The organism is Turicibacter bilis (assembly GCF_024499055.1).
Lineage (GTDB): Bacteria > Bacillota_I > Bacilli_A > MOL361 > Turicibacteraceae > Turicibacter > Turicibacter bilis.
Window position 1 is genome coordinate 2,547,139 of sequence record NZ_CP071249.1, and the last position, 13,763, is coordinate 2,560,901.

The following is a 13,763-nucleotide window of genomic DNA, read 5'->3' on the forward strand; positions in this document are numbered from 1 at the left end:
CTGCAACAGGCATAAAGATTTAAAGAAATCTATAAAAAAATATGTATGTAATAAACTTGCGTATCTAAAAATAACAAAGATTGGATGCTTTACTACAATAAAAATATCGATTTGTAAAGAAGATTACTATATTATTTGGTTTTAAGATGTGAATTTAGTATAATAAAATTACTTTGAAAAAATGTAAATCACTTGAATGGAGGAAATAAAACATGCAAAAACCTGTTTTAACGATATCAGAATTACGTGCAAACGTTGAAGATAAAGAAATTTTAAAAGGCGTAAACTTAGAAATTAAAGGCGGAGAAGTTCATGCGATCATGGGACCTAACGGAACTGGAAAATCGACATTATCTTCTACAATTATGGGACACCCTAAATATCATGTAACAAGTGGAAATGTGACATTAAATAATGAAGATGTATTAGCTATGTCAGTTGATGAGCGTGCTCGTGCTGGATTATTCTTAGCAATGCAATATCCTGCAGAAGTACCAGGTGTTACAAACTCAGACTTTTTACGTACAGCTATGCAAACACGTATGGAAGAAGGAAAAGATGTTCCTTTATTTAAGTTTATTCGTGAATTAGATAAGAGTGTGGCAAAATTAGAAATGCGTGAAGATTTACCACATCGTTACTTAAATGAAGGATTCTCAGGTGGAGAGAAAAAACGTAATGAAATTTTACAAATGTTAATGTTAAAACCAAATATTGCAATTTTAGATGAAATTGACTCAGGATTAGATGTTGATGCATTACGTATTGTTGGAGAAGCAGTAAACTCAATGCGTGGTGAAAACTTTGGATGCTTATTAATTACTCACTACCAACGTTTATTAGACCATATCAAACCAGACTTCGTTCATATCATGATGAAAGGGCGTATCGTTAAATCTGGTGGACCAGAATTAATTGAACGTATTGATCGTGAAGGATACGATTGGATTAAACAAGAATTAGGAATCGAAGATGAACGAGTAATCGTTGAAGATGAAAAACGTAAAGTCGTATCAATCGGAACATGTGCTACAAAAGAAATGTTAGACCTATAATCTAAACACTGTTTATATAATAAATGTACTGATAAGATTTAAAAGTTATAGATGAAAGGGGTCAGATTGATGACGCAATTACCAACTTGGGTTAATGAAATGCAATCGAAAGCTTTAGCTGCGATGCCTTCATTAAAATTACCAAAAGCAGATCGTACAAATATTAAAAACTGGGCCTTCGATGTCATTGAAGCACAAGCTCCAGTTTCATATAAAGAGAATGAAATCCCAGCAGCAGTTTCGCACTTAGTGAATGCTGATGAACAAAATGTTGTCATCGTATGTGACGGCGTTGTTGTTTACAAGAAATTAAGTGATGCCTTTAATGGAGTTGTATTAGCCAACTTAACAGAGGCTTTAACGGTTCATGAAGATTTATTTAAGTCTCATTTCATGACAGTAACACCAGTAGAAATGAATAAATTAGTGGCAATGCATGTTGCTCATTTAAATAGTGGTTTATTTATCTATGTTCCAAAAAATAAAGTGATTAATGATGTCTTAAATGTTGTATATGTACAAGAAAATGGATCATTAATGAATCACACATTAATCGTGGCAGAACAAAGTTCACAATTCAAATATATCGAAAACTATCATAATACTTCAAAAGCAAACATCAATGCGATTTCAGAAGTTGTTGTTGGTGAAAATGCACATGTTGAATATGCAGCGATGGATCGTTTACACCAAGATTCAACAGTTTACCAATGTCGTAAAGCAAATGTTCAAGCAAATGGAAGTTTCTTATTATCATTAGGAGCTTTAAATGACGGAAATACAGTTTCTGAGAACTTAGTTGCTTTAGTCGGGCAAGGTGCAACTGCTGAAGTGAAAACAGTGGCGATTGCTGAAGGCAAACAAAAACAAAATATCACAGTCAATATTGAACACTTGGCTCCTTATACAGAAGGGCATATTGTCAGCCATGGGGTTTCAAAAGATAGTGCTCAATTAACATTCAATGGAATCGGAAAAATTAATAAAGGAATGAATGGATCGAATGCACAACAAGAAAGCCGTGCCATGATTTTATCTGAAACAGCACGTGCCGATGCTAATCCAATTCTTTTAATTGACGAGTATGATGTTAAAGCTGGACATGCGGCTGGTGTTGGTAAAATTGACGAAGAGCAATTATACTATTTAATGAGTCGTGGATTAACGCGTCGTGCAGCTGAAATTTTAATTATTTACGGATTCTTAATGCCATTCATTGATGATATTCGTAGCGAGGTAATCAAATCAGAATTCGTGAAGGTTATTGAACGTAAAATTAATGCTTAAAGAGGTGGAGACAATGTCAATCGATGTCAATCGTATCCGTGAAGATTTCCCTATTTTAAAGGAAACGATGAACGGACATCCATTAGTATATTTAGATAGTGGTGCTACAACGTTAAAGCCTCAAGTGGTTATTGACGCCGTAAATCATTACAATACGAAGAAAACATCTAATGTTCATCGCGGTGTATACCAATTAAGTAACGATGCAACGGAATTATATGAAGGAGCACGTGAAAAGGTTAAACAATTAATTAATGCTAAAAAGGTAGAAGAAATTGTTTTTACTAAAGGGGCAACGCACGCCCTAAACTTAGTTGCTCAAAGTTATGGTTTATATAATTTAAAAGCCGGGGATGAAATCATTGTTTCTGAGCTAGAACATCATAGTAGCTTCTTACCATGGCAACATGTGGCTCGTGTGACAGGTGCTGTCTTAAAATTCATCCCACTTGATGAAACAGGTCATATTACAGTAGAAAATTTTAAAAAAGTTTTAAGTGATAAGACAAAAGTTGTTGCGATTAACTATGTTTCTAACGTGATGGGATATGTGTCCCCAATTAAAGAAATCACAGCTTTAGCTCATGAAGTAGGAGCAATCATTTCAGTTGATGCAGCTCAAGCAGCTCCACATATGAAAATTGATGTTCAAGATTTAGATTGTGATTTCTTATCTTTCAGTGGACATAAAATGTGTGGACCAACAGGTGTTGGTGTTTTATATGGTAAATATGAATTATTAAACGCATTAGAGCCAATGGAATTTGGTGGTGAAATGATTGATATCGTTGGTGAAGTAACATCAACATGGAAAGATGCTCCTTATCGTTTTGAAGCAGGGACACCAGTTATTGCTGGAGCAATTGGACTTGGAGCAGCTATCGATTATTTAGAGGCAATTGGATTTGATAATATTGCAGCACATGAATTAGAGTTACGAAACTATGCGGTTGAAAAACTTGAAGAATTAGGTGGGGTAACGATTTTTAATCGTGATGCTGAAACTGGAATCATTTCATTTAATATTGATGGGGTTCATCCACACGATGCAGCCACTATTTATGATGCCGAAGGGGTCTGTGTACGTGCTGGACATCATTGTGCACAGCCATTAATGGGATGGTTATGTCAACCAGCCACTTTACGTGCAAGTTTCTATTTATATAATACAAAAGAAGAAGTGGATGCATTTATTGAAGCCACTCGTAAAGGAAAGGAGTTTTTCGACGGTGTCTTTTTCTAATTTAGAGCAATTATATCGCCAAGTTATTATGGATCATTATAAAAATCCTCGTAATAAAGGATTATTACAAGAAGATGGGTATCATGAAGTTCACTTAAAAAACCCAACATGTGGAGATGATATTACGGTTCAAGTTAAAGTAGAGGACGGTAAAATCATTGACTTACGTCATGAAGGAACTGGATGTTCAATTTGTTGTTCATCAGCTTCGGTTATGTCTCAAACATTAAAAGAAAAAACATTAGACGAAGCTCAGCATATTACAAACAATTTTTATGAGTTAGTTAAAGGTAATGAATTCGATGAAGATTTAGATATGGGAGATGCACCAGTTTATCAAGGTGTGTCTAAATTCCCAGCACGTGTTAAATGTGCAACTATTTCATGGAAAGCTGCTGAGCAAGCAATTAACGAAATAAAAAAATAACATAAAAAAATCATACCAAACCGAAATGGAGGGTTACTGGGTGAGTACTGAAGTACAAGAGAAAAAACACGAACTTGAAGGCATTGTAACGGATTATAAATATGGCTTCAAAACAGAATATAAAAATTTAAAAGATACAGGAAAAGGAATTTCAGAAGACGTTGTTCGAGAAATCTCAGCCATCAAAGGTGAACCTGAATGGATGTTAGAGTATCGCTTAAAAGCTTATGCGCATTTTGCGAAAACGCCAATGCCAGAATGGGGACCAGATTTATCAGAAATTAATTTCGATGATTATACGTATTATATTAAACCGTCTGAAAAGACAGAAAATAGTTGGGAAGACGTTCCAGATGAAATTAAAGATACGTTTGATAAATTAGGGATTCCAGAAGCAGAAGCTAAGTTCTTATCTGGGGTTTCAACACAATATGAATCAGAGGTTGTTTACCATAATAACCAAAAAGAACTTGAAGAAGCAGGAGTTATCTTCATGGATACAGATTCAGCATTACGTGAATATCCAGATTTATTTAAAGAATACTTTGGAAAAGTTATTCCTTATGCAGATAATAAATTTGCCGCATTAAATAGTGCCGTTTGGTCAGGTGGATCATTCATTTATGTTCCAAAAGGCGTAAAAATTGAGAAACCATTACAATCTTATTTCCGTATTAATACTGAAAGTATGGGACAATTTGAACGTACATTAATCATTGTTGATGAAGGGGCAGATATTCATTACGTTGAAGGATGTACGGCACCAACTTACTCAGCTGATTCATTACACTCTGCAGTTGTTGAAATTTATATTCGTAAGGGTGGACGTTGTCGTTACTCAACGATTCAAAACTGGTCAAATAATATCTTAAACTTAGTAACGAAACGTGCAGTATGTGAAGATTATGCTCATATGGAATGGATTGATGGAAATATCGGTTCAAAAATTACGATGAAGTATCCTGCGTGTGTCTTAAAAGGTGAAGGTGCAAAAGGAACAACAATTTCAATTGCATTTGCTGGAGAAGGACAAATTCAAGATGCGGGTGCCAAAATGATTCACTTAGCACCAAATACATCTTCAACAATTATTTCAAAATCATTATCACGTGGTGGAGGAAATGTAACATATCGTGGAATTGTAGAACATGGCAAAAAGGCTAAAGGTGCCAAGTCTCATGTTGAATGCGATACAATTATCTTAGATGATATTTCAAAATCAGATACAATTCCATATAACATTGTTAAAAATGATGATGTAACGATTCAACATGAAGCAACAGTTTCAAAAGTTTCAGAAGAGCAATTATTCTATTTAATGAGCCGTGGATTAACTGAAGAACAAGCAACAGAAATGATTGTTATGGGATTCATTGAACCGTTCGCAAAAGAGTTACCAATGGAATATGCGGTTGAGTTAAACCAATTATTAAAACTTGAAATGAATGGATCAATCGGCTAATCAACGATTAGCTGTTTAAATTTTAATTAAATTATTATGTAAAAAGACTAAGTCTTAATATGGACTTAGTCTTTTTACTTTATTTGTTAGTTGAATAAAATGAATTAAAATGTCGAAAAATGAGACACTATTAACGAAAGGAGTGATTCACATGTGTGTAAAAAACGTTGGACGCATGGACGCTTATGTTCGAATTAGTGCCGGATTAATGATGGTTAGTTTAGGAATTATGAAGCATAAAGGATGGATGGCTGCACTTGGTAGTATGAAAGTTGCAGAGGGAATCACCCGTTATTGCCCCGTTTTAGATGCGCTTAATCTATCAACACTAAGTGATGAGGAATTATTAGACGAAGCACTTGGTAGTTGTGTAATTGACATCGAAGAAGATGATGACGATGAATTTGAAGAACTAGAACATCAATGCGGTTGTCATCATGAAGATTAAAATAAATAATGGGTGCATATATTAATTATATTTAAATACTAAAAGTCACTACAAAATTTTATAGTGACTTTTTTAATTAACTTATAACAAGTGATTAGTTTTTTATTTCATTCAAGAGAGGGGCTGTTTAAGTATTCATCTTATATTAATGGTTTGAAGAAATAATAAAATGTTAATTGTATTGAAGGACGATTAAAAACGTGAAATATTTAATCATTGAAGGTGGCGTCAAAAATCCATCAGCCATGAATGAAATTATTTTTGAAGAATATATTTAATATGTTCAAAAGGGAATGAGTCTAGACTTAATCTTAATGTCTACATTAAAAGCAGATATGAATGGCTAATTATTCATTATGATTGAAATGGTAGAAAAATATTTAACTACCGAATCATTTAAAGTTGCGGGGATACAAGCGTATAGAGGAATTGAGTTTGCATCCCCACATTATTTTAATCAATCATTGATGGAATGATTTAATTATTAATTTTGAAGAAAGTTTCCATTATTGAGTTAAAGATATTAATAAAAAACTGAGAAAGGAGAACTGCTTTGTCGTCGCTTACTCAGTTTTTTAGTTTGATTAGAATAGCTTCTATTATCGGTACACGTTTTATAATGGAAAATCATCAACTTCTAAGTCGCGATTTGGGTTAGTATTCGGTTCAGAGATTTCTTTTAAAGCAATTTCAGCGCGTCCATCAGTTAGTTGATGAACTGCTAAATCACCAAGTGAAATCATTCCAACTAATTTATGATTATTGTCGACAACTGGTAGGCGACGAACTTGTTTATTGGCCATTAAAGAGATTGCTTCCCCAACTTCAGCTGTTTCTATAATTGTATGAACAGGATGGGTCATTATATCTTCCACTTTTGTATTCATAGGGAGAATGTCTGCAAATACACGAACAACAATGTCACGATCAGTTACAATCCCAATAACTTGTGATGATTCATCAATGACCGGAAGTGATCCAATATCATATTTTTTCATTAACCTTGAAGCATTTAAAACCGTTTCATTAGGTGCTAGTGCTTCGATGCCATCTGTCATAAATTGTTTTACTTTCATAAACAGCACTCCTTGTATACAAATTTCATTTCTAGTTTGTACAATCGATAGATCCTTATGCTTGAAATTGTTTAAAATATCAAAGAACGCTATTTATTAACATTTTTTATCACTTACTTTAGGCTTTTTGCATAGGTTATAGAGAGGTGATAAGTTGTGTTACATGTAAATAAAATTAATATTGAAGGTTACGATTTCTTAACTTATGAGGTAGAATTACCTAAAACGACATTATTTATTGTGTCTTATGAAAAAGTAGGATACATTATGTGTGCAGCACTAGATATTGATTTCTTTAATAACTCTGAAAAATTACGAGCTCGAAAAATTATTGCAGGACGTGCAGAGGGAGTTCGTAGTATTGAACAGCTTTTAGAAGCTCCATTAGCTAAAGTAACAGTGGCATGTGATAGGCTAGGAATTAAACCAGGTATGATAGGAAAAGATGCCTTAGTATTGATGGCAAAAAGTTTAGAAAAGTAAGGATATTAAAAGATTATCTCTTTTAGGAGATAATCTTTTTTTATGAAATTAATAAAAGTAAGAAAAAGTATAGATATGTCTGTTATCTTTCAAAATTAGACAAATGAATCATCCATTCTTCGTTATAATAACAATAAAGTGATTGGGCTATGAGTTGAAAAAGTGTAATGCTTTACAGTAACAACAGTTCTTTTCAATCAGATAATGTAGATTATAATTAAAAGGACTAGGTCTAGACTATCATTGTTGTTTACTAAGGGGGAAATGTGAATGTTTGAATTTGAATTAGCACAAGAGAATCGCCAATTATTTAAGAATGAGATTAAAAAGAATTTAGTAAAAAAAATGAAGCCGTATTGTCAATTTACTGAGATTGATCGATATCTTTTTAGTGAAGGAACACATAAACAACTTTATAAGAAATTTGGTGCTCATGTCGTTCAGAATGAGAATGGAGATTTAGGAACTTATTTTTGTGTGTATGCACCACATGCAAAAGCTGTATCCGTTGTTGGTGATTTTAATAATTGGAATGGAACTCATCATGAAATGATTGGAGATCATGGAATCTGGTCGCTATATATTCCAAAATTAAAATCTGGTGAAACATATAAATATGAAATTACAACTTCATGGGGGGCAAAAATCCTTAAAGCTGATCCATATGCTTTCTATGCTGAGCATCGTCCACATACTGCATCAGTCGTTTATGATATTGAAGATTTTGAATGGACAGATGAGGTTTGGGTGGAATCACGTAAACAATCTAATATCTTCGAACAGCCACTTAACATTTATGAATTACATTTAGGATCATGGCGCCGAGGTGAAGATTTAGTTGAGGCAGAAAACTTCCATAGTTATGCAGAAATTGTTGACGATTTAATTGAGTATGTACTTGAACATAGTTATACGCATATTGAGGTAATGCCACTTTATGAGCATCCATTCGATGGATCATGGGGATATCAAGCAACTGGTTATTATGCAGCAAGTAGCCGTTATGGTGAACCGAAAGATTTAATGATGTTTATTAACCGTTGTCATGAAGCAGGAATTGGTGTAATTATGGATTGGGTTCCAGGTCATTTTTGTCGTGATGCACATGGATTATATCAATTTGACGGTGAACCTGTTTATGAATATCCATTTGCAGATGCCGCAATTTCTGAATGGGGAACAGCAAATTTTGATTTAGCAAAAGGTGAAGTCCGAAGCTTTTTAATTTCAAATGCATTATTTTGGATGAAATATTATCATGTCGATGGTTTTCGTGTCGATGCTGTTGCTAACATGATTTATTGGGGCGGAAATAAAGATCGAGGTGAGAATCATGGAGCCATCGAGTTTTTAAAACGATTAAATACAGCACTCTTTGCTGAAGATGATAAATTATTAATGATTGCTGAAGATTCAACAAGTTATCCATTAGTAACAGCTCCGGTATCAGTGGGAGGATTAGGATTTAGTTATAAATGGAACATGGGATGGATGAATGACACACTAGATTACATTGAGTTAGATAATATATATCGTCCATATCATCATAATTACATCACCTTTGCGATGGCCTATGCTTATAGTGAGAACTTCATTTTACCATTTTCACATGATGAAGTTGTACACGGTAAAAAGTCATTAGTAGATAAAGCACCAGGAGACTATTGGCAAAAGATGGCTCAGTTTAGATTATTGTGCACGTATCAAATGACCTTACCTGGGAAAAAACTTAATTTTATGGCCAATGAGATTGCGCAGTTCCATGAGTGGAAAGATAAAGAACAAGTTGATTGGCATTTATTAAAATATCCTGCGCATGATGCATCGAATCGTTACATTAAAGATTTAAATAAAACATATTTAAATGATGCAGCATTCTGGGAATTAGATCACTCATTTGAAGGATTTGAGTGGATTGATGTTAATAATAATGAGCAAAGTATGTTCTCATATATTCGTAAAGCAAAAAATCCAGATGATTTTGTAGTCGTTGTATTAAACTTTAAACCTGTGGCATATCATCAATATCGAGTAGGTGTTCCAATGGAAGGGGAATATGTAGAGATTTTAAATAGTGATCGTGATTATTATCATGGATCAAATCAATATAATGGTTTACCTTTAAGCTCACAAGAAGGAGTCACTCATGGAAAGCCTTATTTTGTTGAAATGACTATTCCACCTTTTGGAGCGGTTATCTTAAAATATCAAGCCAAACCTTTAAAAGAAGACGTTTTATTAGATGAAAAAGAAGACGTTTTATTAGATGAAAAAGAGGATGTTGAAATTGTATTAGAGGAAGATGTTATAAACATTAACATCGATTAGTTTGAAGAATTAGAGGGGGATGAAGGGATGGCCGTTAACGTTGTTGCTATGATATTAGCGGGAGGAAAAGGAACTCGCTTAAAAGAATTAACCATTCATCGTCCCAAACCTGCTGTTTCATTTGCGGGAAAGTATCGCTTAATTGATTTTGTATTAAGTAATTGTACGAATTCAGGGATTGATCAAGTAGGGGTTTTAACACAGTATGAACCATTAGAGTTAAATAGTTATATTGGAGAAGGTAGTTCATGGGACTTAGATGTACATGGGGCCTCTGTCACAGTGATGGGGCCTTATACCTCTCGTGATTACGGCTTTTTATGGCAAGGTGGAACAGCAGAAGCTGTGATTTTAAATATGCCATTTGTTGAGCAGCATAATCCAGACTATTTATTAGTTTTATCTGCTGATCATATTTATAAGATGGATTATCAAAAATTAATCGATTATCATATTGAGAAAAAATCTGAATTAACGATTTCAACCATTCGTGTGCTAGAAGAAGATACGAATCGATTTGGAATGTTAAAGGTTGATGATCAAAACCGTGTGGTTGAGTTTGAAGAAAAGCCAAAGCAAACGGATAGTCGCTTAGCTTCTATGGGGGTGTATGTGTTCAGTTGGCAAAAGTTTAAGGAGGATATTGCTCATAAATACTATAAGCATCTTTATGATGGGGTTGATTTTGCTCAAGATGTGATTCCTCATTTTATTGATGTTGATTGTGCGGTATATGCCTATGAGTACGAGGGTTATTGGCGCGATGTCGGGACAGTTGAGGGCTACTGGAAAGCACATATGGATTTATTAGATCCTGAAAATGATTTGAATTTACACGATTATAGTTGGCCAATCTTCTCAAAAACTCCTAACTTACCTCCACATCATATTCTAAAAGGTGCAAAAGTTCATAATGCTTGGCTAAATGAAGGAAGTATGATTTTTGGTGAGGTACATAACTCGATTATCGGGCATCGTTGCGTCGTTCAGGAACGTTCGATTGTAGAAAAGAGTGTCATTTTAACGAACGCTTATATTGAACATGATTGTCATATTAGTTATGCCATTATTGGCGATGAAGTTATTATTCCAGCTCATACTGATATTCAAGGGGATGAAAATCATATTATATTAGTGACTAATGATAATTTGGAAGAAATTCTTGAGAATCAAGGTAGGGGGGATGAATAATGAAGAATAAGGCTTTATGTGTGATTGATGGAACGAATACGTCACAATCACTACAAAACTTATTAAATCAACGCTGTGTCGCAGCTTTACCCTTCGCCGGTCGTTATCGTTTAGTTGATTTTGCACTATCGAATGCTGTGCATTCTGGAATTACAAATGTCTCTATTTTCCCAGATGGTGATTATCACTCATTAAGTGATCATATTCGTTCGGGCAAGTTTTGGGGGCTTGATCGTAAGGTCGATGGTCTTTTCTTGTTACCGCCTAAAAAAGAGGTGAGTGCGATTGCGAATACATTGACTTTTGCGAGGATGAGAGAATATATTGAATATTTTCTACGTTCAAGGCAGACGTATGTTGTTATGTATCATGCTAATATTATTACGACCATTCGATTTGAAGAGCTTGTTAAATCTCATATTGAATCGGGAGCCGATGTGACGCAAGTATACTATCGTAATAAGCCTGTGAGTATCTTTGTTTTATCACGTGAGTATTTGATTGAGTTAATTTTAAGGTATGAAATTTCACCATATCAAACAGTAATGGATTTAGTTGAGATGAATGATGGAATTAAAATCAATCGATATGAACATACGTTATATACGCGTACAATAGATTCCATTTTATCTTACTATCGTGCGAATTTAGATATGTTACACTATGAGTACGGCTTTCAAATCTTCTTACTGGAACGTCCTGTTTTAACGAAAACGAAGGATGAATCCCCAACGTTTTATACGAAACAGGCTGATGTCAGTAATTCAATGATCGCAAATGGCTGTCATATTGAGGGGAAGGTTGAAAACTGTATTCTATTTCGTGATGTAACGATTAAGCGCGGGGCAATTGTAAGGAATTCGGTTATTTTACCGAGAACGGTGATTGGTGAAAACAGTATTGTTGAACAAGTTATTACAGATAAGCATGTTTATATTAGTGATGGCGCAAGGTTAAGCGGACAAGAGTATACACCTGTTGTGATTGGAAAAGGACAGCGTGTTATCGGAAATAAAGGGATTAATGTTGTTCAAATTTCAACAGAATGCGTTCCTTTCTATAAAACAGGAGGCTTGGCTGATGTAACATCCGAATTAACGCAGGAGTTAATTAATCAAGGATTAAATGTTGATGTGATTCTCCCGCTGCTTAATTCCTTAGCTGAACGTTATCAAGAAAATTTAAGTCATGAATTCCGTTCTCTTGCGGTGATTAATCAGTTAGAAGTGCCATATGATGTGTACCGCTATTCAAAGGATGGGATTAATTATTACTTCATCTCCTGCGGAGAGTTAACACGTGAGAAGCTATATGGCTATAGTGATGATTGTCGACGCTATGAATTATATTGTTATTTAACCCTTGATTTTATTGAAAAATGTGGATTGAAATATGACGTGGTTCATTGTCATGATTGGTTGACGGGATTAGTTCCTTATTTTATGAAGTATGTGTTTATGAAGAGAAGCAATTATTTTATGTTTACCAAAACCGTCTTTACGATTCATAACATTCATTATCAAGGAATTTGTGATGTATCAGATTTAGCAATTATCTCCCAGTTTGATTCAATTCCAAATGAAGTGATGTTATTTGAAAAGGTTAACTTCATGAAGACAGCAATTGTCATCAGTGATGAAGTTACAACAGTTTCTAAAACATACTGTAATGAAATCTGTTATCCATACTTTGCTGAAGGTTTGGATCGCTTTATTGTCGCACGTAAAGATCATCTTCATGGCATTTTAAATGGAGTTAATTATAATTATAATAATCCAGCAACGGATTTGAGTATTTATAAACGTTACTCGGCCAAAAATGTAGAGGTCAAAAAAGAAAATAAATGTCAAATGCAACGCGAGCTTGGACTCCGAGTCGATCCGAATGTACCGGTCATTGGAATGGTTTCGCGTTTGGTTGAACAAAAAGGCTTTGATTTAATTTTAAAAGTTTTTGAAGAGCTCATGCGTGAAAATGTTCAATTTGTATTGTTAGGTGATGGAGATTATAAGTACACTAGTTTCTTTAAAGCAATGGCACAAAAATATCCAACTAAAGTTTCTGTGAATATCGGTTTTTATTCCTATAATTCACAGATGATTTATGCAGGAAGTGATCTGTTTTTAATGCCATCGAGATTTGAACCATGTGGAATTAGTCAGATGATTGCCTTGAAGTATGGAACGATACCAGTTGTTCGTGAAACAGGTGGGTTAAAAGACACGATTATCCCATATAATGAATTTATTCAGTATGGAAATGGATTTGGATTTGCCCACTATAATGCGCATGATATGTTATTTACACTAAAGCGCGCGATTAATTTCTATCACATGCCAGAACATTGGAATAAGCTCGTTCAAAGCGCTATGGCACAAGATTTAAGTTGGAAAAGTTCAACAGAACAGTATATTAACCTCTATCGAAATTTAATAAACGAAGAATAAAGAACCAAAATTTCATTGGTTCTTTTTTTATAGTCTTTAATCATAAATGAGATAAAAAGTTTATTAAAAAATAAGAGATTATAGGAAGGAATCATCTCATGGATCTTATTTACTCAATCTATACTTTTTTGAATAGGGCGCAATCCGTATTTGCTTATTGAAAGAGTTAATAGAGGCTCAATAGGCATAACATTAAATGCTATTTCTATACATAAATCGGTCAACTATTTACATGACTTCTGTGTAAGTTAAACTTTTAAAATCTCAGCGATTATTATATAAAAGTAGTAGAATTTTTTGCAATTTAAAAAAGTTA

Annotated in this window: 11 protein-coding genes; 10 read left to right on the forward strand and 1 reads right to left on the reverse strand. The window is 34.0% G+C overall.

All coding sequences use genetic code 11. From position 1 onward, the window contains the following. Positions 1 to 212 precede the first annotated feature (212 nt). From sufC to J0J69_RS12315, 6 genes are all read left to right on the forward strand, one after another. Complete coding sequence (gene sufC, locus J0J69_RS12290; RefSeq protein WP_055243329.1) at positions 213 to 1,055, forward strand: Fe-S cluster assembly ATPase SufC; 843 nt, start codon at positions 213 to 215, stop codon at positions 1,053 to 1,055. Positions 1,056 to 1,124: 69 nt separating this feature from the next. Continuing rightward, complete coding sequence (sufD, locus tag J0J69_RS12295; protein ID WP_055304900.1) at positions 1,125 to 2,342, forward strand: Fe-S cluster assembly protein SufD; 1,218 nt, start codon at positions 1,125 to 1,127, stop codon at positions 2,340 to 2,342. A gap of 13 nt (positions 2,343 to 2,355) precedes the next feature. Continuing rightward, positions 2,356 to 3,585 carry a cysteine desulfurase gene (locus tag J0J69_RS12300; protein ID WP_082411202.1) on the forward strand — a complete coding sequence of 410 codons (1,230 nt, stop codon included), beginning with the start codon at positions 2,356 to 2,358 and terminating at the stop codon, positions 3,583 to 3,585. Next, positions 3,572 to 4,012: a Fe-S cluster assembly sulfur transfer protein SufU gene (gene sufU / locus J0J69_RS12305; RefSeq protein ID WP_055275595.1), complete on the forward strand. Its 441-nt coding sequence runs from the start codon at positions 3,572 to 3,574 to the stop codon at positions 4,010 to 4,012. Before J0J69_RS12300 ends, sufU begins: the two co-directional genes overlap by 14 nt. 40 nt (positions 4,013 to 4,052) lie before the next feature. Further along, a complete protein-coding gene (gene sufB, locus J0J69_RS12310; protein WP_147614344.1) occupies positions 4,053 to 5,474 on the forward strand; it encodes a Fe-S cluster assembly protein SufB in 1,422 nt (473 codons plus the stop codon). A 151-nt stretch (positions 5,475 to 5,625) separates the two neighbouring features. Further along, entirely contained in the window at positions 5,626 to 5,922 is a 297-nt protein-coding gene (locus tag J0J69_RS12315) for a YgaP family membrane protein (RefSeq protein ID WP_055243325.1), read from the forward strand. Between the two features lie 614 nt (positions 5,923 to 6,536). Here J0J69_RS12315 and J0J69_RS12320 read toward each other — a convergent pair. Then, the gene (locus tag J0J69_RS12320) at positions 6,537 to 6,998 is read right to left on the reverse strand and encodes a CBS domain-containing protein (protein WP_055243324.1); all 462 of its coding nucleotides are present in this window, start codon (positions 6,996 to 6,998) and stop codon (positions 6,537 to 6,539) included. Between the two features lie 156 nt (positions 6,999 to 7,154). Between J0J69_RS12320 and J0J69_RS12325 the strand changes: the two genes are divergently transcribed. The 4 genes from J0J69_RS12325 (at position 7,155) to J0J69_RS12340 (ending at position 13,447) form a co-directional block, all read left to right on the forward strand. Beyond that, the gene (locus J0J69_RS12325; protein ID WP_055243323.1) at positions 7,155 to 7,481 is read left to right on the forward strand and encodes a YunC family protein; all 327 of its coding nucleotides are present in this window, start codon (positions 7,155 to 7,157) and stop codon (positions 7,479 to 7,481) included. A gap of 345 nt (positions 7,482 to 7,826) precedes the next feature. Beyond that, positions 7,827 to 9,809 (forward strand): 1,4-alpha-glucan branching protein GlgB, encoded by a 1,983-nt coding sequence (gene glgB / locus J0J69_RS12330; protein ID WP_055304971.1) that lies wholly within the window; start codon positions 7,827 to 7,829, stop codon positions 9,807 to 9,809. Between the two features lie 27 nt (positions 9,810 to 9,836). After that, on the forward strand, positions 9,837 to 11,000 hold the full coding sequence (locus tag J0J69_RS12335) for a glucose-1-phosphate adenylyltransferase (protein ID WP_055304897.1): 1,164 nt from the start codon (positions 9,837 to 9,839) through the stop codon (positions 10,998 to 11,000). After that, positions 11,000 to 13,447, forward strand: a complete 2,448-nt coding sequence (locus J0J69_RS12340; protein ID WP_212725458.1) for a glycogen/starch synthase — start codon at positions 11,000 to 11,002, stop codon at positions 13,445 to 13,447. Before J0J69_RS12335 ends, J0J69_RS12340 begins: the two co-directional genes overlap by 1 nt. Positions 13,448 to 13,763: the final 316 nt, after the last annotated feature.

Bases quoted from the DNA above. Each gene is read 5' to 3' on its own strand.
- sufC (WP_055243329.1), top strand. From the start codon at position 213: ATGCAAAAACCTGTTTTAACGATATCAGAATTACGTGCAAACGTTGAA.
- sufD (WP_055304900.1), top strand. From the start codon at position 1,125: ATGACGCAATTACCAACTTGGGTTAATGAAATGCAATCGAAAGCTTTA.
- J0J69_RS12300 (WP_082411202.1), top strand. From the start codon at position 2,356: ATGTCAATCGATGTCAATCGTATCCGTGAAGATTTCCCTATTTTAAAG.
- J0J69_RS12315 (WP_055243325.1), top strand. From the start codon at position 5,626: ATGTGTGTAAAAAACGTTGGACGCATGGACGCTTATGTTCGAATTAGT.
- J0J69_RS12320 (WP_055243324.1), bottom strand. From the start codon at position 6,998: ATGAAAGTAAAACAATTTATGACAGATGGCATCGAAGCACTAGCACCT.
- glgB (WP_055304971.1), top strand. From the start codon at position 7,827: ATGAAGCCGTATTGTCAATTTACTGAGATTGATCGATATCTTTTTAGT.
- J0J69_RS12335 (WP_055304897.1), top strand. From the start codon at position 9,837: ATGGCCGTTAACGTTGTTGCTATGATATTAGCGGGAGGAAAAGGAACT.
- J0J69_RS12340 (WP_212725458.1), top strand. From the start codon at position 11,000: ATGAAGAATAAGGCTTTATGTGTGATTGATGGAACGAATACGTCACAA.